22 protein-coding genes are annotated in these 20,778 nt (G+C 60.6%); 13 read left to right on the top strand and 9 right to left on the bottom strand.

The genetic code is table 11. From position 1 onward, the window contains the following. Positions 1-193: 193 nt before the first annotated feature. Positions 194-523: a carboxymuconolactone decarboxylase family protein gene (locus tag PMI28_RS11165; protein ID WP_007988389.1), complete on the bottom strand. Its 330-nt coding sequence runs from the start codon at positions 521-523 to the stop codon at positions 194-196. A 231-nt stretch (positions 524-754) separates the two neighbouring features. Between PMI28_RS11165 and PMI28_RS11170 the strand changes: the two genes are divergently transcribed. From PMI28_RS11170 to PMI28_RS11215, 10 genes are all read left to right on the top strand, one after another. Further along, entirely contained in the window at positions 755-2,128 is a 1,374-nt protein-coding gene (locus PMI28_RS11170) for a glutamine synthetase family protein (RefSeq protein ID WP_007988387.1), read from the top strand. A gap of 7 nt (positions 2,129-2,135) precedes the next feature. Continuing rightward, positions 2,136-3,527, top strand: coding sequence for an aldehyde dehydrogenase family protein (locus PMI28_RS11175; protein WP_007988385.1), 1,392 nt, complete (start codon positions 2,136-2,138; stop codon positions 3,525-3,527). Positions 3,528-3,530: 3 nt separating this feature from the next. Beyond that, positions 3,531-4,691, top strand: coding sequence for an iron-containing alcohol dehydrogenase (locus tag PMI28_RS11180; RefSeq protein WP_007988383.1), 1,161 nt, complete (start codon positions 3,531-3,533; stop codon positions 4,689-4,691). A 160-nt stretch (positions 4,692-4,851) separates the two neighbouring features. Beyond that, entirely contained in the window at positions 4,852-6,414 is a 1,563-nt protein-coding gene (locus tag PMI28_RS11185; RefSeq protein WP_033063441.1) for an amino acid permease, read from the top strand. A gap of 193 nt (positions 6,415-6,607) precedes the next feature. Beyond that, complete coding sequence (locus tag PMI28_RS11190) at positions 6,608-6,898, top strand: DUF7693 family protein (protein WP_007988380.1); 291 nt, start codon at positions 6,608-6,610, stop codon at positions 6,896-6,898. A gap of 81 nt (positions 6,899-6,979) precedes the next feature. Beyond that, complete coding sequence (locus PMI28_RS11195; protein ID WP_007988378.1) at positions 6,980-7,552, top strand: chorismate mutase; 573 nt, start codon at positions 6,980-6,982, stop codon at positions 7,550-7,552. 284 nt (positions 7,553-7,836) lie between these two features. Beyond that, positions 7,837-8,211 (top strand): hypothetical protein, encoded by a 375-nt coding sequence (locus PMI28_RS11200; protein ID WP_007988377.1) that lies wholly within the window; start codon positions 7,837-7,839, stop codon positions 8,209-8,211. Further along, on the top strand, positions 8,208-8,408 hold the full coding sequence (locus PMI28_RS11205; RefSeq protein WP_007988375.1) for a helix-turn-helix transcriptional regulator: 201 nt from the start codon (positions 8,208-8,210) through the stop codon (positions 8,406-8,408). Before PMI28_RS11200 ends, PMI28_RS11205 begins: the two co-directional genes overlap by 4 nt. A gap of 25 nt (positions 8,409-8,433) precedes the next feature. Beyond that, positions 8,434-9,177: an SGNH/GDSL hydrolase family protein gene (locus PMI28_RS11210; RefSeq protein WP_007988373.1), complete on the top strand. Its 744-nt coding sequence runs from the start codon at positions 8,434-8,436 to the stop codon at positions 9,175-9,177. Then, complete coding sequence (locus tag PMI28_RS11215) at positions 9,170-9,598, top strand: nuclear transport factor 2 family protein (protein ID WP_007988371.1); 429 nt, start codon at positions 9,170-9,172, stop codon at positions 9,596-9,598. The genes PMI28_RS11210 and PMI28_RS11215 overlap by 8 nt, the downstream gene beginning before the upstream one ends. Before the next feature lie 138 nt (positions 9,599-9,736). On the opposite strand, the gene PMI28_RS11220 is transcribed toward PMI28_RS11215, so the two are convergent. The 4 genes from PMI28_RS11220 to PMI28_RS11235 are packed head-to-tail and all read right to left on the bottom strand — an operon-like array spanning position 9,737 to position 13,978. Beyond that, on the bottom strand, positions 9,737-10,861 hold the full coding sequence (locus tag PMI28_RS11220) for an agmatine deiminase family protein (RefSeq protein WP_007988369.1): 1,125 nt from the start codon (positions 10,859-10,861) through the stop codon (positions 9,737-9,739). A 49-nt stretch (positions 10,862-10,910) separates the two neighbouring features. Next, positions 10,911-12,011 carry an extracellular solute-binding protein gene (locus PMI28_RS11225; protein ID WP_007988367.1) on the bottom strand — a complete coding sequence of 367 codons (1,101 nt, stop codon included), beginning with the start codon at positions 12,009-12,011 and terminating at the stop codon, positions 10,911-10,913. A gap of 1 nt (position 12,012) precedes the next feature. After that, the gene (gene aguB / locus PMI28_RS11230; RefSeq protein WP_007988366.1) at positions 12,013-12,921 is read right to left on the bottom strand and encodes an N-carbamoylputrescine amidase; all 909 of its coding nucleotides are present in this window, start codon (positions 12,919-12,921) and stop codon (positions 12,013-12,015) included. A gap of 4 nt (positions 12,922-12,925) precedes the next feature. Then, positions 12,926-13,978, bottom strand: coding sequence for an agmatine deiminase family protein (locus PMI28_RS11235; RefSeq protein ID WP_007988364.1), 1,053 nt, complete (start codon positions 13,976-13,978; stop codon positions 12,926-12,928). Between the two features lie 134 nt (positions 13,979-14,112). Here PMI28_RS11235 and PMI28_RS11240 point away from each other — a divergent pair, with 134 nt between their 5' ends. Next, positions 14,113-14,970 (top strand): LysR substrate-binding domain-containing protein, encoded by an 858-nt coding sequence (locus PMI28_RS11240; RefSeq protein WP_007988363.1) that lies wholly within the window; start codon positions 14,113-14,115, stop codon positions 14,968-14,970. Here the strand turns inward: PMI28_RS11240 and PMI28_RS11245 are convergent, their stop codons facing one another. The 4 genes from PMI28_RS11245 to PMI28_RS11260 all read right to left on the bottom strand — a co-directional run bounded on the left by PMI28_RS11245 (position 14,971) and on the right by PMI28_RS11260 (position 17,410). Continuing rightward, entirely contained in the window at positions 14,971-15,360 is a 390-nt protein-coding gene (locus tag PMI28_RS11245) for a c-type cytochrome (RefSeq protein WP_007988361.1), read from the bottom strand. 191 nt (positions 15,361-15,551) lie between these two features. Next, on the bottom strand, positions 15,552-15,953 hold the full coding sequence (locus tag PMI28_RS11250) for a DUF1801 domain-containing protein (protein ID WP_007988359.1): 402 nt from the start codon (positions 15,951-15,953) through the stop codon (positions 15,552-15,554). 91 nt (positions 15,954-16,044) lie between these two features. Further along, on the bottom strand, positions 16,045-16,458 hold the full coding sequence (locus tag PMI28_RS11255; protein ID WP_007988357.1) for an arsenate reductase ArsC: 414 nt from the start codon (positions 16,456-16,458) through the stop codon (positions 16,045-16,047). Positions 16,459-16,480: 22 nt separating this feature from the next. Beyond that, positions 16,481-17,410, bottom strand: coding sequence for a Ppx/GppA family phosphatase (locus PMI28_RS11260; RefSeq protein ID WP_007988354.1), 930 nt, complete (start codon positions 17,408-17,410; stop codon positions 16,481-16,483). Positions 17,411-17,588: 178 nt separating this feature from the next. On the opposite strand from PMI28_RS11260, the gene ppk2 reads away from it, so the two are divergent. After that, positions 17,589-18,506, top strand: coding sequence for a polyphosphate kinase 2 (ppk2, locus tag PMI28_RS11265; protein WP_007988352.1), 918 nt, complete (start codon positions 17,589-17,591; stop codon positions 18,504-18,506). Positions 18,507-19,052: 546 nt separating this feature from the next. Continuing rightward, complete coding sequence (locus PMI28_RS11270) at positions 19,053-20,648, top strand: phospholipase effector Tle1 domain-containing protein (RefSeq protein ID WP_007988350.1); 1,596 nt, start codon at positions 19,053-19,055, stop codon at positions 20,646-20,648. Positions 20,649-20,778: the final 130 nt, after the last annotated feature.

Below are 20,778 nucleotides of genomic sequence, written 5' to 3'. Positions count from 1 at the left end.
AACGGTAGGCCTTTGACTTAACGCCACGTCCAAAATCGCTTTCTCGGATTCGATGTAACTTGCCTTCGGTGTTCATGGGTGCGAGCGTTGATTGACGCGTTAAACGCATCCGCTGAACTTACCAGCAGCGTGGCAAGTCATCCCCCTGACGACTATCGCAGCACGCGATGAATTCAACCGCGGTTCCGTTCACTCAACGTGCCGCTCCCTCCCCCATCACATCCTCCGCCCAACTGATCGCCGCCACGACGGTGGGAAAACCGATGGTGCTGGTCAACGCGATCAGGGTGTGACGGATCTGCTCCGGCGTTGCACCCGCCTCCAGCGCCCGGCGGACATGGCTGTGCACGGCGCCCTCGGAATGGATCGCCGCTGCGGCGCCGAGCTGAATCAGTTGAACAACTTGCTCGTCCAGCGGCCCGGCGTGACGCACAGCCGTGCCCAAGGCCTCCACTGCATCCAGGTAATCCGGGTAGTGCTGTTTGAGGTTCTGGTAGGTTTTGTTAGCTCTCTTCTTCACCATTTTCATTTCCCCGCGAGCCTGTACCGGCCTGCTTCGTTGGGCCTTCCACGGCCATGTTGACCCCGACTGGGCAAACTTCAATCACCGAAAACTTGCGAAAATCGACAGTAGGCTAAGCTTAGTGCAGCTAATTGCCCACGATGCTCGCGGCTGCAGTTTTTGGATTTTTCTGGAGAGCGTCTGCAACAGCTATTCCAGAAAGGCCCAAACAATTTGCGCAGGATTGCCGTGATGACCGAGCCTCTACTCAGTTTTGACGATCTCAAGCGTGCTGCCGCTTCCGGCGAAATCGATACCGTGCTGGTGTGTATGGTCGACATGCAAGGACGGTTGGTCGGGAAGCGATTCCAGGTCGAGTTTTTCATCGACAGCGGCCATGAAGAAACCCATTGCTGCAACTATCTGCTGGCCGACGACATCGACATGGAGCCGGTGCCAGGCTATGCGGCCGCCAGTTGGAGCAAGGGCTACGGCGACTTTGTGCTCAAGCCCGACATGCGCACCTTGCGCAAGGTGCCCTGGCTGGAATGCACGGCGCTGGTGCTGTGCGACGTGCTCGATCATCACCATCGCAAAGACCTGCCCCACAGCCCCCGGGCGATTCTGAAAAAGCAGGTCGAGCGCCTGCGTGAGCGCGGCTATACCGGCATGTTTGCCTCGGAACTCGAGTTCTATCTGTTCGATGAGAGCTACGAGGCGATCCACCAGCGCAACTATCACAAACCGAAAACCGCCGGCCATTACATCGAGGATTACAACATCCTGCAGACCACCCGCGAAGAGCCGGTGCTGCGGGCGATTCGCAAGCATTTGCAGGCATCGGGCATTCCCGTGGAAAACTCCAAGGGTGAGTGGGGCCCAGGCCAGGAAGAGATCAATATCCGCTATGCCGATGCCATGACCATGGCCGACCACCACGTCATCATCAAGCACGCCTGCAAAGAGATCGCGCAGTTGCAGGGCAAGGCGATCACGTTCATGGCCAAGTGGCGCTACGACGCTGCCGGCTCCAGCAGTCACATCCATAATTCGCTGTGGGACAAGAACGCCAAAAAGCCGCTGTTCTTCGACGCGAAAGCCGAGTTTGGCATGTCGAAACTGATGCGTGCGTGGGTCGCTGGGCAGCTCAAGTACGCCAACGACATCACCTGTTTTCTCGCGCCCTACATCAATTCCTACAAGCGCTTCCAGGTCGGCACTTTTGCGCCGACGCGGGCGGTATGGAGCCGCGACAATCGCACCGCCGGCTTTCGCTTGTGTGCCGAAGGCAGCAAAGCCATCCGCATCGAATGCCGCATCGGCGGCGCCGACCTCAACCCCTATCTGGCCTTCGCCGCGTTGATCGCGGCGGGCCTGGCCGGTATCGACGAGAAGCTCGATCTTGCGCCGCCGTTCGAAGGCGACGCCTATCTGGATGAGCATTTACCGGAAGTGTCCAAGACCCTGCGCGATGCGAGCGCCGCACTCAAGGCCTCCAGCATGTTGCGCGAGGCGTTCGGCGATGAGGTGGTCGACCACTACGTGCACACCGCCGAGTGGGAACAGAAAGAGTACGACCGGCGAATCACTGACTGGGAATTGCAGCGCGGTTTCGAGCGCTACTGAGAACATCATGACTGCGAAGGTGCAACTGATTTCACCGGTCGATGGCCGGGTGTACGTCGAACGCGATCTGGCCGATGCGGCGCAGGTCGAGCAGGCATTGACGGCTGCTGCCAGCGCACAGGCGTCATGGCAACGCCGCTCACTGAGCGAACGCGCAGCTTTTTGCAATGCCGCAGTGGACGCGATGCTGTCGATGCAGGCTGACATCGTGCCGGAGCTGGCCTGGCAAATGGGCCGCCCGGTGCGTTTTGGCGCCAGCGAATTGCGCGGTTTTGCCGACCGCGCCCGGCACATGATCGCTATCGCACCGCACGTCCTGGCCGCTGTAGAACCGGAACCGGTGGCGGGTTTTCGACGTTACATCAAACGCGAGCCGTTGGGCACGGTGCTGGTGGTCGCTCCGTGGAATTACCCCTATCTGACGGCGGTGAACACGATTATCCCGGCGCTGATGGCCGGCAACAGCGTGATCCTCAAACATGCGTCACAGACGCTGTTGGTGGGCGAGCGTTTTGCCGAGGCCATGCGCCGCGCCAATCTGCCGGAAGGGTTGTTCCATAACCTGCTGCTCGATCATCGGCAGACCGCCGCGCTGATTGCTTCGGGCCGCGTGCAGCAGGTCAACTTCACCGGTTCGGTCGACGCCGGCAAAGCCATGGAAAGTGCCGCCACGGGGCGCTTCATTGGCGTGGGCCTGGAGCTCGGCGGCAAAGACCCGGCCTACGTGCGGGCAGACGCCAACCTCGAACATGCGGTGGAAAACCTGGTGGACGGCAGCTTCTTCAATTCCGGGCAGAGCTGCTGCGCTATCGAACGCATCTATGTCGATCAAAAAATCTACCCGGCCTTTGTCGAGCGCTTTGTCGCCCTGACCAATCAGTATGTGCTCGGCAATCCACTGGACGCAGCCACCACCCTCGGTCCACTGGTGAATCCCGGTGCGGCGGACTTCGTGCGCAAACAGATCGCCGATGCGTTGTCGCTGGGCGCCAAGGCATTGATCGATGCCAAGGCGTTTCCCGCCGACATACCGGGCAGTGCCTACCTTGCACCGCAAGTGCTGGTGGACGTGACCCATCAAATGTCAGTGATGCGCGAGGAAAGCTTTGGTCCGGTGGTCGGCATCATGCCGGTGGCCGGTGATGAAGAAGCCATCGCCTTGATGAACGACAGTCCGTTCGGGCTCAGCGCCTCGCTGTGGACGCAAAATCTCGACGCTGCCGAACGCCTGGGCAACGAGATCGCCACCGGCACCGTATTCATGAACCGCTGCGATTACCTGGACCCTGCGCTGGCCTGGACCGGGGTGAAGAACAGCGGGCGCGGCGTCACCCTGTCGCCCCTGGGCTACGAGCACCTGACCCGCGCCAAATCCTTTCATCTGCGTCACGAGGTGTAGACCATGAACCTGACAGGAAACTGGAACTACCCCACGAGCGTGCGTTTCGGTGTCGGTCGCATCGCGGAACTGGCCGATGTCTGTCGCAGCCAGGGTATCCAGCGACCGTTGCTGGTGACCGACAGTGGCCTGGCGCGAGCGTCGATCACCACGGCGGCACTGGATGCGTTGCGCGATGCCGGTCTTGGTGTCGAGCTGTTTTGCGACCTCAAGCCCAATCCGGTCGAAGCCAACCTGGCCGGCGGGCTCGATGCCTGGCGCGCCGGCAAACATGACGGCGTGATCGCATTCGGTGGCGGCAGTGGCCTGGACATGGGCAAGCTCATTGCGTTCATGAGCGGCCAGACCCGCCCGGTCTGGGATTTCGAAGACATCGGCGATTACTGGACCCGCGCCGACGACAGCCGCATCGCCCCGGTCATTGCGGTGCCGACCACGGCGGGGACAGGCTCCGAAGTCGGTCGTGCAGCGGTGATCATCGACGATCGTACCCACACCAAACGCATCATCTTCCACCCGAAAATGATGCCGCGCGTAGTCATCAGTGACCCGGCCCTCACCGTCGGCATGCCCGCCAAGGTCACCGCCGGCACTGGCATGGACGCGTTATCGCATTGCCTGGAAGCGTACTGCGCCCCCGGTTTTCATCCCTTGGCCGATGGCATTGCCGTGGAAGGCATGCGCCTGGTGGCCAACGCTCTGGTGAAAGCGGTACACACGCCGTCGGACCTTGAAGCGCGAGCACAAATGCTCGCGGCAGCGGCAATGGGCGCCACGGCATTCCAGAAAGGCCTGGGCGGGATGCATGCGCTCTCGCATCCGGTGGGTGCGCTGTACGACACCCATCACGGCATGACCAACGCCACCTTCATGCCCTATGTCCTGCAATTCAATCGCACCGCCATCGAGGAGCGCATCACTCGCCTGGCGGCGTACCTGCGCCTGCCCTCGCCGGGGTTCGACAGTTTCCTGGCCTTCGTCCTCAAGCTGCGCAAGGACATCGGCGTACCCCATACCCTGGTTGAACTGGGCGTGGATGACCGGCAGGCGGAGCTGATTGCGGACATGGCGATTGTCGACCCCTCCGCCGGCGGCAACCCGCTGCCATTGACCCGGGACGACGTGGCCAGGATTTTCGACGCGGCGTTGCACGGCCGTCTGTAGGAGCGAGCTTGCTCGCGATGAACGCCAACGATGACGCGGGGAGCCTGACACCCCGCGTCATCCTCAAGTCCATCGCGAGCAAGCTCGCCCCTACAGAAAACCAAGGTCGAGCCTACGGCGGCTCAGTTCGGCCTGTCCAAAACCTGAAGGGGCACACATGATGAACCCAGCAAGCCAGCCCGGCACCGACACGCACGACGAAGACGTCAAGGTGCTGCACAGCATGGGCTACGCCCAGCAACTCTCACGACGAATGGGGGTTTTCTCCAACTTCGCCATTTCCTTTTCGATCATCTGCATCCTCTCGGGAGGCATCAACTCGCTGGCCCAGGGCACCTCGGGCGCGGGTGGCATATCCATCGGCATCGGCTGGCCGATCGGCTGCCTGATCTCCGGGGTATTCGCCATGGCCATGGCGCAGATCTCCTCGGCCTACCCCACCGCTGGCGGCCTGTACCACTGGGGCTCGATCCTCGGTAACCGCTTCACCGGCTGGCTGACCGCGTGGTTCAACCTGCTGGGGCTGGTCACCGTGCTTGGCGCGATCAACGTCGGTACCTATTACTTCTTTTTCGGTGCCTTCGGACCGGCACTGGGCATGGAGGACACGACCACGGTCCGGGTGATTTTCCTGGCAATCCTCACCGGCCTGCAGGCGTTGTGTAACCACTTGGGTATCGGCCTGACGGCAAAGCTCACTGACTTCTCCGGTTACCTGATCTTCGCCACGGCGCTGGCACTGACCATCGTCTGCCTGATCTCGGCACCCAGCTATGAATTCGCGCGGTTGTGGACCTTCAACAACTATTCCGGCGAGGTGGGTGGCAGCGTCTGGCCGCAGGTCTCGAACGGCTGGATTTTCATGCTCGGCCTGCTGTTGCCGATCTACACCATCACCGGCTATGACGCCTCTGCGCATACCTCCGAGGAAACCCGCAACGCGGCCATGTCGGTGCCCCGCGGTATGGTCATGTCGGTCGTCTGGTCGCTGCTGTTCGGCTGGCTGATGCTCAGCGCGTTCGTGCTCATGCTGCCGAACATGGACGAGGCGGCCAAGCAAGGCTGGAACGTGTTTTTCTGGGCCATGAACACCCAGGTCAACCCGACATTGAAACTGGTGCTTTACGTGGCGATTTTCATCTCGCAGGTGCTCTGCGGGCTGGCCACGGTCACCTCGGTTTCGCGCATGATCTTCGCGTTCTCCCGGGATGGAGGCTTGCCCTGCTCAAAAGCACTGTCATCGGTCTCATCGACCCATCGCAGCCCGGTGGCGGCGATCTGGACCGGTGCCACCCTCGCGGTACTGTTCGACTGGGGCTCGTCGGTGATCTCCGTCGGGGCAACGCCGGTTTATACGATCGTGGTGTCCTGCACGGTGATCTTCCTGTTCTTTTCCTTCGCCATTCCAATCGTGCTGGGGCTGTTTACCTATGGGACGTCGAAGTGGCCGACCATGGGGCCATGGAACATGGGGCGATTCTGGTATTCGGTGTTCGCCATCCTCTCGGTGCTCGCGATGGTGATCATTTTCGTCATCGGCATCCAGCCACCGAACGATTGGGCGCTGTACATCACCATCGGTTTCCTGATCCTGACGGCCATCGTCTGGTTCGGTTTTGAAGCCCGGCGCTTCCAGGGGCCGCCGGTGGGCGACATGATCGTCAAGCGCCAGGCGGAAATCGCCGCGGCGGAAGCGGCATTGAATAAACAAAACGCAAGCTGATAGCCGAATCACTGTAGGAGCGAGCTTGCTCGCGATGGTTGTTAACGATAACGCGTGTTTACTGGCTAAACGCGTCGCTCTTGAGTCCATCGCGAGCAAGCTCGCTCCTACAGAGTCCGGACCAGATCTGCCGGGCTTTTTTGCGGGCCGATGATCTATCCTGTGCCTCCCCGTTTTCACACCTGAGACCACTATGCCCGCCCTCACCGCCCGCGAGGTTTACCAGCCGTTGCGCGATGCCGCCCAGGGCATTCGTACATTCAAGCGTCTGGATGATCCGCGCACATCGAGCGCTGTGCTGGTCGACATCGACGGCTGGCGCCTGACGCTTGAAGTCGATGCCGGCCGCTTGTGCCACTGCCTGCACGGCCAAAGCCCCGATGGCCGTGAGTATGCGTTCGACAACGGGCAGCGCTTCGGCACCGACCCGGTGAGTTTGCTCAGTACCTGGGAGCTGGCGCAGATTGAACGGTTGCTGGCCTGAATCCTTCGCAACCTATCGTTCCCTGGCCGCACTTGTGATAAACAAGCCTGAGTGATTTCTGCGTCCAAGGAGGTTCTGCCCATGCCCCGTTCCCCACGCCTGCCGCACTGGCTGGCCTGCGCCCTGCTCGGTTTTTTCGCAGGCGGTGCCCAGGCCGGCACGACGCCCCCGGCGCCCGATGCCTTGCAACCGTTGCTGGCGACGATGAATGAGCGGTTGTACATCAGCGAGCTGGTGGCGCTGACCAAGTGGGACAGCGGCAAACCGGTCCAGGACAACGCCCGGGAAGCGCAAGTGATCGCCAACGCCCGCATGCAAGCCACCCAGCGCAAACTCGACCCCGACGACGTTGCCGACTTGATCGCCGCCCAGATCGAAGCCAGCAAACTGGTGCAATACGGCCGGATCGCGCAATGGCAAGCGACGCACAAGGCGCCGGACACGCCACGGCCAGACCTCAACAACGACATCCGGCCCAAGCTCGACAAGCTGCAGAACCTGCTGCTCACGCAGTACGCCGCGTTCCTGCCCTACCGCAAAGACCCGAACTGCCCGCAATGGCTGGCCACCGAACGCTCCGCGCTGACCAAGGATTACCTGCATGACCAGGCGATGATTCGTGCGACCGGAGAGCTGTGTATCGCTGGGCGATGACATTGCCTACTGTAGGAGCGAGCTTGCTCGCGATGGGCGTTAACGATAACGCGTGTTAACTGACTAATTGCGGCGCTCTTGAGTCCTTCGCGAGCAAGCTCGCTCCTACAGGGTTTTTCATTACGGCTTGAACAACGTGCCTTGCCCCGTCGGCAGGCTGGCAATGGCAATGCAAATACGCGATCTGCGCCAATGGAAAACCGGCGTGCCAAATGTAAAATACCCTTTACACCGCTGAAAAAACCGCCGAATATGTAAAGGGTCTTTTACATCAGGGAAAAGCAATGAAACGCTATTACATGGAAATGGGCGCCGCAGCAGCGCTGTACTCGGTATTGCTGATCTTGTCGGTCATCGTGCTCAAGGATCAGCAAGAAATGGCCTTGGCCCTGAAGATCATCATCACGTTGTTGCCTGTGATTCCTGCGGGGCTGATGTGTTGGGCAGTGGTGCGCAACATGCGTACGCTGGACGAAATGCACTTGCGTATCCAGTACGAAGCGCTCGGTTTTGCCTTTGCCGCTTCGGCATTGCTGACCTTCACCTACGGCTTTCTGGAGAATGTCGGCTTTCCGCACGTGTCCTGGGTCTGTGTGTGGCCAGTGATGGGCCTGATGTGGATGATCGGGCTCAGACTTGCCAAGCGGCGCTATCAATGAAAAACCGTCTCAAGGAACTGCGTGCCGAACGCAAGTGGTCTCAGGTCGATCTGGCGGCGTTGCTGAATGTTTCGCGGCAAACCATCAATGCCATCGAGAATGGCCGCTATGATCCCAGCCTGCCCTTGGCGTTTCAGATTGCCCGGGCATTTGCGCTGCCTATTGAGAGCATCTTCGATGATGAGTTCGCCGGGTAATCTCTCTTCAATCAGGCGCCTGCCCATGAGCCACACTGAAACTCTCGCCAAAATCCTGCTCGGCCCGTTGTTGCTGGTGCAGGGCCTGTATACCCGTCGAGTGACGCCCAGGTTGCCAGAGGCCGAAGGTGTACGCCAGGGCGAGGCCGGCAGCGGCGACGTTCTGCGCGTGTTGATTGTCGGCGACAGCGCCGCCGCGGGTGTGGGTGCGGCGACTCAAGGCGAAGCCCTCAGCGGTCGGCTGGTCGAGCGCCTGGCCGAGGATTATCAGGTGGCGTGGAAACTCTGGGCGCGCACCGGTCTGGATGCGCAAGGGTTGCTGGAGCTGCTTGAACAGCACGCCGCCGAGCCGTTCGATGTGGCGCTGTTGTCGATTGGTGTCAACGATGTCACCAGCACATTGGCGGTTGATCAGTGGCTGGCTCGGCAACGGCGCTTGATGGCGCTGTTGTGCGACAAATTCGCGGTGAAGCAAATTGTGCTGTCGCCGCTTCCGCCCATGCATCTGTTCCCCGCCCTGCCCCAGCCGCTGCGCTGGTTTCTGGGTTTCAGGGCACGTTGTTTCAATGCACAGTTGGCGGATCTGGCGGAACGAGTGGATCAATGTACGATGCTGACAACCCCGCTGGCACCCGCACCGGGCTTGATGGCCAGCGATGGTTTTCATCCGGGGCCGATGCTCTACCGTCAATGGGCCGACGATGCCGCCAGGGTTATCGACCAACGCTTTCGCACCACAACAATAAAAACAGGAGTTGAAGATGTCTGAGCTGAACCTGAACCCCAATGTCGCAGCGTCCCTGAAGCAGTGGCACGCGATGATCGGCAACCGCGACTTGAGCGGCTTGCCCGAATTGCTCGATCCGCAAGCGGTGTTCCGTTCGCCGATGGCGCACAAGCCGTATCCGGGGGCGCCGGTGGTGTCGATGATCCTCAATACAGTCGTGAACGTGTTCGAGGATTTTGCCTATCACCGCGAGTTGGCCACGGCGGATGGCTTGAACGTGATTCTCGAATTCAGCGCCAGAGTCGGCGAGAAAGAGTTGAAGGGGATCGACATGATCCGCTTCAACGAACAGGGCAGGATTGTCGAGTTCGAAGTGATGGTGCGGCCGCTGAGTGGCTTGCAGGCGCTGGGCGAGGAAATGGGCCGGCGCCTCGGTGCTTATCTGAAGGCCAGTAAGGCCTGATTTATCTGATTCAACAAATACCCTTGTGGGAGCGGGCTTGCTCGCGAAGGCGGTGAACCAGTCGATAGAGATGTTGACTGACACTCCGCTTTCGCGAGCAAGCCCGCTCCCACATTAGTTGTGTAAAAACTGAAATCATCACACCAACGGCTGGTGACTGGTCACGCAGTGAATCCCGCCCCCGCCCGCGGAGATCGCGTCGATGTCGAGCTGCACCACCTTGCGGTCCGGGTAGAGTTCGGACAGCAGGTCGAAGGCTTTGTCATCGGCTTCTTCGTCGCCGAACTGCGGAGCAATGACCGCGCCGTTGATCACGAAGTAGTTGATGTAGCCGGCGGCGAAGTCCTGATTGTCCTTGCTGAACCGGCTGTTGCGCGGGTTGAGCGGCGGCGACACGGTATGCACCTGCAACTTGCGGCCATCGGCATCCGTGGCGTTTTCCAGGATCTGCAGATGGGCGCGAGTGACCTTGTAGTCGTAAGACTCGGGGTCATTGTCGAGGTTGGCGATGACCACGCCGGGCTTGACGAAGCGCGCATAGAAATCGACGTGGGCGTCGGTGATGTCCTTGCCCTTGATGCCCGGCAGCCAGATGATTTTGCGCAGGCCCAGGCGTTCTTTCAGTTCCGCTTCGACCTCGGCCCTGGTCCAGTCCGGATTGCGGTTGCGATTGATCCAGCTGCTTTCGGTCATGATCCCGGTGCCGTGGCCATCCACTTCGATGCCACCGCCCTCGCCCACCAGTTCGCTGCGCTGGTAATCGGCCTTGGCGTTTTCGGCGACCAGAGCGGCCAGTTGCGCATCGTCTGCATGCTGTTGTTTGTTGCCCCAACCATTGAAGTTGAAGTCCAGGGCGCTGAGATCGCCGTTGCCATCGACGACAAAATTGGCGCCGATGTCGCGCATCCAGATGTCATCCAGTTCGGTGATCACGAAGGTGGTGTTGTGGCTGCCGCACTTGTCTTCGGCCAGGCGCCGTTCGCTCTGGCGACAGAACACGGTGACCGGTTCATATTCGGCAATGCTGCGGGCGATACGGCCAAGGGCGTCTTGCACGTGGGGCGTGAAATCCTCCCAGATTGCGGCCTGTGCGCCGAAGGCGATGAAGGCCCGCTGGTGTTTGTCACCTTCATCGGGCATGTACCAATTGCCTTTTTCGGCCGCTCGCACCGGCATGGACCCGAAGCCCAATCCCATGGACGCCACCGCGCCCATTCCGGCGACAACCGATACCTGCTTGATGAATGTTCGACGAGTTGGCATGTATTTTCCTGAAATCTGGGGTTTGGCCGACCCTCGGGCCGGCCGGTGATCATTTAACGGTAGCGGTCTTGAACTTGGTCCAGGTGCGCATGCGCGCCCGCATGTCGGCCTGGGGAATGTCTTTGCCGGGAATCAGCCGCGCGTAGGTGGCTTCATCGAGGTAGATGTCCGGGTTGTTGCGCATCGCGGCATCGACGTCCGGCCGCGCCTTGGCATTGGAGGTCGGGTAGCCGGTGAAGTTGCTGATGGCCGCCATGTTTTCCGGGCGCATCACGAAGTTGATGAAAGCGTAGGCGTATTCCGGGTGCCGGGCATCGACGGGAATGGCCATGGTGTCCATCCACACTGTGGTGCCTTCGCGGGGAATGCGGTAGTGGAAGGTGGTTTTCTTGCCGGCACTGTCCGACGTGCGCTGCGCCTGGGTCATGTCGCCGCTGTAGCCGAGGGACATGCACAGGTTGCCGTTGACCAGGTCGGTTACCGGTTGCGACTGGAACTTGCGGATGTACGGCCGCAGTTTCATCAGCAGTTCACTCGCCGCCGCCAGATCCGCCGGTTTGGCGCTACGCGGATCGCGCCCGAGGTAGTTGAGCACCACGGCCAGCACTTCGTCCGGCGAGTCGATCATCGAGATGCCGCAATCGGCGAACTTCGCCGCCAGTTCCGGCTTGAACAGCATGTCCAGGCTATTGACCGGCGCATCCGGCGCACGCTGGGCAATCTGCCCGGCGTTGTAGGTCAGGCCGATGGTGCCCCAGGTGTAGGGGACCGTGGCTTTGCTCGAATGCTCATAGTGCGAGCGCAGCTTCTGCAATCCAGGCTCGACGTCATTCAGGGCGGTGAGCCTGGACTGATCCAGCGGTTGCAGGCTGCCGGCGCGCATCAGGCGTTCGGCCACGGTGTCGCCGGGGAAGATCAGGTCGTAACCGCTGCCGCCGGCGAGCATCTTGGCTTCCAGGGTTTCACTGCCGTCCATGACGTCGTAGATCACCTTGATCCCGGTTTCGGCGGTGAACTTGCCGAGGGTGTCCTCGGCAAAATAGTCGGCCCAGTTGTACAGCCGCAGGGTTTTCTCCTCGGCGTGCAACGCAGGCATCGCACAGGTCAGCGCCAGCCCCATGGCCAGGCACAGCTTGTTGATCGTGTTCATGTCACACCCCTTGGGTTGCCCAGCGTGAGTGGATCTGGCGACCGTCCTGGGTCAGCAAGGCGCCGTACATTTCCGGACGGCGGTCGCGGTAGATGCCCCAGGTCAGGCGGTCTTCGCGCATGGCCGCCAGGTCCAGGGTGTGAACCAGTACGCCAGTGCTGTCACGGTCGGCTTCGGCGAGTAATTTGCCCTTGTGATTGCAGATGAACGACGAGCCGTAGAAGCTCATTTGCAGGGTCGGGTCGGTGGTCGCCGCTTCCCGGCCGACACGGTTGGCCGCCACCACCGGCAGCAGGTTGGCGGCGGCGTGGCCGCGCATGGTCATCTGCCAGTGATCGCGCGAATCCAGGGTTGCGCAACCCGGCTCGGAGCCGATGGCGGTCGGGAACAACAGCACTTCGGCGCCCATCAAGGCCAGGCAGCGGGCGGTTTCCGGGAACCACTGGTCCCAGCAGATGCCCAGGCCGATGCGCCCGAACGCGGTGTCCCAGACCCGGAACCCGCTGTCGCCGGGGCTGAAGTATTCCTTCTCCTGATAGCCAATGGCGTTGGGGATGTGGGTCTTGCGATACACACCCAACAGGCGCCCGTCGGCATCGGCCACGCTCAACGAATTGAAGTAGGCATTGCCGGCCTTCTCGTACCAGCTCAGCGGCAGCACCACACCGAGTTCCCTGGCCAGCGCGGCGAAGCGCTTGAGCACGCAGCTGTCGCGATACTCCTCGGCCAGGGCCAAGTGTTTGTGGTGTTGCTCGATGCAGAAGTACGGCGTGGCAAACAGCTCCTGCAACAGGATCACTTGCGCGCCCTTGGCCGCGGCCTCGCGGACCAGTTGCTCGGCCTGGTCGAGGTTGTGTTTCAGGTCCCAGTTGCAGGCCATCTGGGTGGTGGCGATGGTCAGAAGCGTCATGGCATCAACCCCGCACCGGCCAGGCTGGCTGTTGCTGGGTGATGCAATGCACACCGCCGCCGCCATGGGCCAGATGGTTGATCCGCACCGGCACCACTTCGCGACCGGGGAACGCCCGCGCCAGCACTTCGGCAGCGACATTATCGGCATCGATGCCGTAGGCCGGCATGATGATCGCGCCGTTGGCGATGTAGAAATTGGTGTAGGAGGCGCAGAACACTTCGGCCTCGGTGTCCACCGCATCGGTGGCTTCATAGAGTTCGATCAACTCGAATTGGCGGCCCTGGGCATCGGTGGCCAGCTCAAGGGCGCGACGGTTCTCCCGGGCGACTTCGGCGTACACCGATTGTTGGTCGTGGGTGGCGTCCACCAGCAATACGCCAGGGCGGGCAAAGGCGCACACGCCATCGACATGGCCGTCGGTCATGTCACCGGTCACGTAGTCCGGATCGCCCGGCAGCCAGATGGTTTTCTTCACGCCCAGCAGGCGGCTGAAGATTTCTTCGATCTCGGCCTTGGTCACGCCCGGATTGCGGTTGGGGTTGAGCAGCACCGACTCGGTGGTGATCAGCGTGCCCTCGCCGTCCACATGGATGGCGCCGCCCTCGTTGCTCAGCGCCGTACCGAAACACTCCAGGCCCAAATGATTGAGCGCACGGCGGGCCAGGCTTTCGTCCAGATCGTGGGCCGACTTGCCGCCCCAGGCATTGAAGCGCCAGCTCACACCGGCCAGGCCTTGCTGCGGGTGGCAGACGAAGCTCGGGCCGGAGTCGCGGCACCAGCTGTCATTGACCGCCAGTTCGATCAACTCGATGTTCGGCCCGCACAAGGCTTTGGCGCTGGCGACGGCTGAAGGATCGACCACCAGCTTCACCGGTTCGAAGCGGGCGATGGCGTTGGCCACGCGGGCGAAGTCCTCTTGAACCTGTGGCAGCGTCACCCGCCAGCCTGACTCCCACAGGGTCTTGTTGTGCGGCCAGACCATCCAGGTGGCGGCGTGGGTGACCCACTCGGCTGGCATCATCCAACCGCTGTTTTGAATAACGTTCTGCTGCATGACAAGCACCTCTAAGTTAAGTCATTGTGTTCAATGAAAACTGCCTTGGCGGTCTTGGCATGCATGCTACGGCTGGTAAAACGGGCAAACAAACGATGGATTTTGCAGGCAACTGATTAGAGGAACTTATCAATATGCTCAAACACTGGCCGCCCCTGAGCACCCTGCGCGGCTTCGAAGCCGCCGCCCGGCTGGGCAGTTTTCACAAGGCCGCCGACGAGTTGCACCTCACCCAGTCGGCGATCAGCCAGCAGATCCGCAGCCTTGAGGCGTACCTGGAACAACCGTTGTTTTATCGCAGCGGGCGCAGCGTCAGCCTGACCGATGCCGGTCACGACTTGCTCAGCACCACCCAGGCGTTGTTGCAGCAACTGGCCGTGGGTATTCGCCGGTTGGGGCAGTACCAGAAACCCAATCAACTGGTGCTCAACACCACCCCGGCGTTCGCCCGGCACTGGTTGTTGCCGCGTTTGGGGGATTTCCGTCGCCAGCATCCGCAGGTCGATCTGTGGATCTTCAGCACCGATGAAATACCGGACATGGCTAGCCAGACCATCGACCTGGCGGTGCGCGACGACATCAGTTCCCAGGCCGAGTGCAGTTTCAAGGTGCTGCACGCCGACCGCCTCTACCCGGCATGCCACCCGAGCCTGTTGGCGGTGCCGGCGGAACAGCGCACCACCCTGCATGGCGAGCGGGAAATGGACTGGAGCCACTGGGCGGTGGAATCGGGGATTGATGTGGGGCAGATGGATCAGGGGCTGAATTTTTCCGATCCGGGTTTACTGCTGGACGCGGCCTGCACCGGGCTCGGCATTGCGCTGGTGAGCCAGTTGCTGAGTCGACAGGCGCGGGCCACCGGGCTGTTGCAGCCGATGGTGGAGCAAACCATCCGCGGCCCGAACTGGGCGCTGCTGACGCACCGTGACAGCGAGAACACGGCGATGGCACGCAGCTTCACTCAATGGCTGGTGGAGAACCTGGGCGAGTGATTACTGCGCCGGAAAAGTTTGCAGATAGGCCAACAGGTCTTCGATTTTTTCCGGATCGCTCAGGCCCCAGAAAATCATGCGCGTGCCGGGCACCACTTTCTTCGGCGCTTCAAGGTAGGCGATCAGGGTTTCGCGATCCCAGACCAGGTTGGCAGATTTCATCGCGTCGGAATACACATAGTCCGTGGTGGCGGCGGAGTGACGACCGATCACGCCATTGAGCTGCGGGCCAAAGAAGGCGCGAGCCGATTCGCCGATCTGATGGCAGCCACTGCAGAGGCGCTTGAAGACTTTCTCCCCGGCCTGGACATCACCCGCAGCAAGGGTGGGTGTGCTGAACAGGCCAGCGGTGAGCGCCATGGCGAGGGTCAATGCGGCGATTTTCTTCATGTTCCGTTTCCAGTCGGGTATTGCCGGATGGCTATTGGAACACGGTGGTCGGGGATATCCCAAGTGGTCAAATGGACGCAATCCCTGTGGGAGCGGGCTTGCTCGCGAAAGCGATAGTCCAGTCACCTACGATATTGAATGTGAAGGCCCCTTCGCGAGCAAGCCCGCTCCCACAGGGACTTGTGCATGGCTTATTTTTTGGATTGGGTTCGGGATGCATTGAGTTCAATAGCCGCCTGAATCAATGCCTTCAGCGCCGTTTCGTTGATCTGCTCGCCCTCGTGGATATCAACCGCACGGCGGGTATTGCCTTCAAGGCTTGCGTTGAACAGTTTTGACGGATCGTCCAGCGACGCGCCTTTGGCAAAGGTGATCTTCACCACTTGCTTGTAGGTTTCCCCGGTACACAGGATGCCGGCATGGGACCACACCGGCACACCCCGCCACTTCCACTCTTCAATCACTTCGGGGTCAGCTTGCTGGATGATCTGGCGGATGCGCGCCAGGGTTTCGCCGCGCCAGTCCGCCAGTTCGCGGATTCTTTCGTCGATCAGCGCCGAGGCTTCGTTTGTTTCAACCTTGTCCGTTTTCATCGCCATCTCCACCTTCTTCATGAGGGTTGTGACCGATGAGGGTAGACAGCGTTCGAGGTTTTTTGCGCGCTGCTGACTGACGGCATTCGCATCAGGGCCGGGTTTTCACCGTGATGAACATTTTGATGCGGTCGCCGATTTCCTGGAGGGTATGGCGGAATGGCTCGTGTTTTTCGCTGGTGGTCGGGTCTTCGAAGTTCCACACGATCACTTCGCCGGAGAACGGCATCCGCAAGGCTTCTTCGGAAGACTTGTCGCACAGGGTGATGACGTAGTCGAACGCCTGGCCTTCGAAATCCTCGAGGGACTTGCTGCGCAAGCCGCTGGCATCTACGCCGATGTGATCGAGGGATTCGAACGTGCGCGGATCGATCTCGCTGACCTCAAGCCCGGCGCTGAAGGCCTGGAAGTCGGCAGGATCGATGTGGCGCAGCAGCGCTTCGGCCATGGGGGAACGAACATCATTTCTGGCGCAGACAAACAGTACGCGACGTGGCTCGGTCATGGTTTACCCCGGCTGGAAGATTTTAGTGTTTGCTCATCAATCCATGCAGCACGCCGAACCGCAAACCCGGTTCAGACGCAATCATATGCGTGATCCCGAACACCTTGAACGCCGCCAGCATTACCACCAGACCGCCGGGCAAAATGCTCAGGCGATGGGTGGGCAAACCCGCCAACTTGAGGTGTTTGACATGTTTGACTTCCAGCAGCCGCAACGACAGGCGCAACAGGCCGCCGTAGGTGATGCCGCTTTGACCATCATCATTCAAGTCATTGGCCTTGAGCACCTTGGCCAGCATCCGCGCCGTCCCGGAAGAACCGATCGCCTGCTGCCAGCCCATGGCGCGGTAACGGCGGGCAATGCGTTCGAATTGCACGGTGGCCGCGCGTTCGGCCTCCAGCAGCGCTTCAGCCACGATCCGCCCGCCGTGGAAGTAATGCGCACCGAAGGTTCCGCTGCCGATGGCAATGCTCTCGGTGACCAGCAGCTGGTCGCCACGGCCGATGATCATTTCCGTGGAGCCACCGCCGATATCCACCACCAGCCGCGTGCTTTGCGCCGGCAAGGTGTGGGCCACGCCGGCGTACACCAGTTGCGCTTCTTCCTGACCGGAAATGACGTCGATGCGAAAGCCCAGGTGACGCTCGGCACTGGCCAGGAACAGCGGCGCGTTGTCCGCTTCGCGCACCGCGCTGGTGGCCACCGCCCGCACGCGCCCGGCCTCGAAGCCACGCAACTTCTTGCCGAATCGCGCCAGCGCCTGCCAGCCACGGTCCAGCGCCAATTCATCGAGTGCCCCGCCCTGCAGGCCTTCGGCCAGACGCACCGGTTCACGCAGGGTTTTCACTTCCTGGATCACCATCTGCTGGTTCCGTCTCACTGACTGGCCAATTATCAGGCGAAACGCGTTGGAACCCAGGTCGATGGCGGCAAACAGCGGGGCGTCTTTCATACGAGGGTTCCTTGCACATTCATCTGCCGGCAGGCTGACGGCCGCCGGGCACTCAAGACGGATTGCGAGGATCTTGCCATTGCTTCGATGACACCAAGATGACACCAGCGGGCATCACCACTTCGTAACAAACTTTGTCCAGGATCGGCAGTGCCACCCATGACGCGAGTGTCTCACCATGCTTTCCAATCAGGACACCTTGATCCAGCGCATCCACCGCGAGCTGCTCGATATCAGTGACGAAGAGCTGGAACTGGAATTATCGGAAGACGGACACAACCTGGACGCACTGTTCGATGAACACATCGAGGATGGCAGCGAGAAAGAAGCCCGGCGCCGTTACTTCGCCGAACTGTTTCGCCTGCAAGGCGAACTGGTGAAACTGCAGAGCTGGGTGGTGAAAACCGGGCACAAAGTGGTGATCCTGTTCGAAGGCCGCGATGCCGCCGGCAAGGGTGGCGTGATCAAGCGCATCACCCAGCGCCTCAACCCTCGGGTTTGCCGGGTGGCCGCCCTGCCCGCCCCCAACGACCGCGAACGCACGCAGTGGTATTTCCAGCGCTACGTTTCGCACCTGCCCGCCGCCGGGGAAATCGTGCTGTTCGACCGCAGCTGGTACAACCGCGCTGGGGTCGAGAAGGTCATGGGGTTCTGTAATGACGACCAGTACGAAGAGTTCTTCCGCACCGTGCCGGAATTCGAGCGCATGCTCGCCCGCTCCGGCATCCAGTTGATCAAGTACTGGTTCTCGATTTCCGACCAGGAACAGAACCTGCGCTTTCTCAGCCGCATTCACGATCCGCTCAAGCAGTGGAAGCTCAGCCCCATGGACCTGGAGTCGCGCCGCCGCTGGGAGGCCTATACCAAGGCCAAGGAAATCATGCTCGAGCGCACCCACATTGCCGAAGCGCCATGGTGGGTGGTGCAGGCCGACGACAAGAAAAAGGCCCGGCTCAACTGCATCCACCACCTGCTCAACCAGATGCCTTATGAAGAAGTCGAGCTGCCGGTGATCGAATTGCCGCAGCGGGTCCGGCAGAAAGACTATTCACGCGTCCCGGTGCCGCAGGAAATCATCGTGCCGGAGATTTACTGACTCAACAGAAAACCTGTGGCGAGGGAGCTTGCTCCCGCTCGACTGCGCAGCAGTCGTAAAATCATTCAGTGCAGTTTGTCTGGCAAATCGCACCACCTGATTTTGGGGTCGCTACGCAACCCAGCGGGAGCAAGCTCCCTCGCCACAATTAATCGACAGTCGCTGGATTTTCGGCATCTGATGAATGGCCATCAAGCCGTCATCGAATCGTCATGTTGTGAGCTCCATACTCAGGCCATCCAATGCGTGCTTTAACTTTCTGCTGCCAATTCTGGCGGCTTTTTTTTGTGTTTTTTTCAGGCATTGCCGAGGCGCATGCCCTTGAACCTCATACAAAAGCCCCCCATCCGTCTCGCCCCTTCCGTGTATTGATTGGCTGAAGGCTTTTCTGACAGCCACGGACCTCAACACAGGCCTCCTAATCCCACACGCGCTCAAGACACGACCGACAGCATCGCCATACCCCCAGCGTGCAAGCTTGTCCCTAAAACGTGATCACTTGATTTGACGCCCAGGGAGGGGCATTTCGCTGAAAGGAATGCACTCATGGGACAGGATCTTGAGGGGTACCACTGCGCCGTCTGCCGCGACCAGGCCAAGGCCCGCGCCCGACAGCCCAAGCACTGGGATGCGGCAGAGGAACAACGCAAATACGCCGAAATGCTGGCCCGACAACGGGCGCGCGAAGAGCAGGCCAACCAGGCGTGGGAAGAAAAAAAGGCCCGGGAAGAAGCGGCACGCGTAAAGGTCACCCTGCGCATCGGCGTATTTTTCGACGGCACCGGCAACAACCCGTTCAATGTCGAGATGGGGCGCAAATGCGGGGCTCATCATCCGGTGTCGGAGGACGATCTGGATGGCAGTTGCAAGCCGTATATGCGGGACCCTGAGAGCAGTTATGGGGGGGAAGTGACGAATGTTAAGCGGTTGCATGAGTTGTATATGGCGATTACCGACCAGGAAAAAATCATCCAGCGTAAAGAGGCATTCGATAAGGTTTACATCGACGGCATTGGTACAACCGCAGGCGGGCAAGACAGCTTCCTGGGTGCCGCGTTTGGTCGTGGTGAGACAGGTATCGAGGCCCGAGTGCTTCAGGCATTCCGTCAAGTCAAACTAAGGTTGCGCGGTTTTCACGATGACAACCCAAACATACAGATCCAGTCCCTGATCTTCGATGTCTTCGGCTTCAGCCGTGGCGCGGCGGCCGCCCGCCACTTCGCCTACTTGTGCATGGTCGGCATCAACAGCCCGCTGGAAGATACGTTGTACCTGCCGGACCACCTGTTCGCCCGCGGCTTCAGCAAGGTGTTCGGTGAAGGGGTCAAGACCGGGTTCATCGGTCTGTTCGACACCGTCGCTTCCGTGGGTGGCCTGAGCAACCTGGGGTATGTGCGCAGCCCCGCTGCCCCCGGGGTCAAGCTGCATTTGGCGCCGCGTTTCTTCCCCAACGTTCTGCAACTGGTGGCGCGGGACGAATACCGCGCCAACTTCGCCCTTAACCGGGTCGGCCCGGACCATCCGGAAATCAGCCTGCCGGGAGCCCACTCGGACATCGGCGGGGGTTACCGGGATGACGTCGAAGAGTGCGTGCTACTCAGCCCCCTGCAAGCCCTGGACGTGGGCGAATTCACCGAGGTCAAAACCACCTCGATCTACCGCGAGGCCGAGCAGGAACGGGAAAAATGGCACGCCAAGGGTTGGCCACTGGAAATGCTGGAACTGGTGACTCCAGATCCCGTCAAGCTGCTGCCTGCCCCCAGAGAGCAGGCAGCGCCGAAACAGAAGCGGGTGTTTGTCGGTTTGCAGCTACGGCGCAAGGTCTGTGCCGGACTGGCGCTGGTGTACTTGCGGGTGATGTATGAAGCCGCCAAAAAGCATGGGGTTGAGTTTGACGACCTTCAAGAAGATCCCGAATTGGCTCCGCCTGTCGAACTTCAGTCCATGTGTGAGCGGTTTGTCGCGGGGGACTACAGCCTGACCGCTGCCGAAGAGCAACTGCTGAAGCTCCGTTACATCCACCAGTCGGCGAACTGGAACCCGACTTTTCTCTCCGGACCTCGCAGCACCCGATTCGAACTGGCTTATGCCCATGTCCCCACGGCGGATGCCGTACGAGTGCACCACCCTCATGTACCATGAATGGAGGCTGTCACCATGAAAGTCCTGTTTGCCTTGCTGGCAATGTTACTGATGAGCGCCTGCCAAGCCGTCGATCCGCTGTCGGCCAAAAACGACTTCAAAACACGATGGTGGTACATCGGCTTTACCG

The sequence above is a fragment of the Pseudomonas sp. GM48 genome (assembly GCF_000282335.1).
GTDB lineage: Bacteria > Pseudomonadota > Gammaproteobacteria > Pseudomonadales > Pseudomonadaceae > Aquipseudomonas.
The sequence above is the reverse complement of the archived record's forward strand: the minus strand, read 5'-3'. Positions and strand labels throughout refer to the sequence as shown.

Bases quoted from the DNA above. Each gene is read 5' to 3' on its own strand.
- PMI28_RS11165 (WP_007988389.1), bottom strand. From the start codon at position 523: ATGGTGAAGAAGAGAGCTAACAAAACCTACCAGAACCTCAAACAGCAC.
- PMI28_RS11170 (WP_007988387.1), top strand. From the start codon at position 755: ATGACCGAGCCTCTACTCAGTTTTGACGATCTCAAGCGTGCTGCCGCT.
- PMI28_RS11175 (WP_007988385.1), top strand. From the start codon at position 2,136: ATGACTGCGAAGGTGCAACTGATTTCACCGGTCGATGGCCGGGTGTAC.
- PMI28_RS11180 (WP_007988383.1), top strand. From the start codon at position 3,531: ATGAACCTGACAGGAAACTGGAACTACCCCACGAGCGTGCGTTTCGGT.
- PMI28_RS11185 (WP_033063441.1), top strand. From the start codon at position 4,852: ATGAACCCAGCAAGCCAGCCCGGCACCGACACGCACGACGAAGACGTC.
- PMI28_RS11190 (WP_007988380.1), top strand. From the start codon at position 6,608: ATGCCCGCCCTCACCGCCCGCGAGGTTTACCAGCCGTTGCGCGATGCC.
- PMI28_RS11195 (WP_007988378.1), top strand. From the start codon at position 6,980: ATGCCCCGTTCCCCACGCCTGCCGCACTGGCTGGCCTGCGCCCTGCTC.
- PMI28_RS11200 (WP_007988377.1), top strand. From the start codon at position 7,837: ATGAAACGCTATTACATGGAAATGGGCGCCGCAGCAGCGCTGTACTCG.
- PMI28_RS11205 (WP_007988375.1), top strand. From the start codon at position 8,208: ATGAAAAACCGTCTCAAGGAACTGCGTGCCGAACGCAAGTGGTCTCAG.
- PMI28_RS11210 (WP_007988373.1), top strand. From the start codon at position 8,434: ATGAGCCACACTGAAACTCTCGCCAAAATCCTGCTCGGCCCGTTGTTG.
- PMI28_RS11215 (WP_007988371.1), top strand. From the start codon at position 9,170: ATGTCTGAGCTGAACCTGAACCCCAATGTCGCAGCGTCCCTGAAGCAG.
- PMI28_RS11220 (WP_007988369.1), bottom strand. From the start codon at position 10,861: ATGCCAACTCGTCGAACATTCATCAAGCAGGTATCGGTTGTCGCCGGA.
- PMI28_RS11225 (WP_007988367.1), bottom strand. From the start codon at position 12,011: ATGAACACGATCAACAAGCTGTGCCTGGCCATGGGGCTGGCGCTGACC.
- aguB (WP_007988366.1), bottom strand. From the start codon at position 12,921: ATGACGCTTCTGACCATCGCCACCACCCAGATGGCCTGCAACTGGGAC.
- PMI28_RS11235 (WP_007988364.1), bottom strand. From the start codon at position 13,978: ATGCAGCAGAACGTTATTCAAAACAGCGGTTGGATGATGCCAGCCGAG.
- PMI28_RS11240 (WP_007988363.1), top strand. From the start codon at position 14,113: ATGCTCAAACACTGGCCGCCCCTGAGCACCCTGCGCGGCTTCGAAGCC.
- PMI28_RS11245 (WP_007988361.1), bottom strand. From the start codon at position 15,360: ATGAAGAAAATCGCCGCATTGACCCTCGCCATGGCGCTCACCGCTGGC.
- PMI28_RS11250 (WP_007988359.1), bottom strand. From the start codon at position 15,953: ATGAAAACGGACAAGGTTGAAACAAACGAAGCCTCGGCGCTGATCGAC.
- PMI28_RS11255 (WP_007988357.1), bottom strand. From the start codon at position 16,458: ATGACCGAGCCACGTCGCGTACTGTTTGTCTGCGCCAGAAATGATGTT.
- PMI28_RS11260 (WP_007988354.1), bottom strand. From the start codon at position 17,410: ATGAAAGACGCCCCGCTGTTTGCCGCCATCGACCTGGGTTCCAACGCG.
- ppk2 (WP_007988352.1), top strand. From the start codon at position 17,589: ATGCTTTCCAATCAGGACACCTTGATCCAGCGCATCCACCGCGAGCTG.
- PMI28_RS11270 (WP_007988350.1), top strand. From the start codon at position 19,053: ATGGGACAGGATCTTGAGGGGTACCACTGCGCCGTCTGCCGCGACCAG.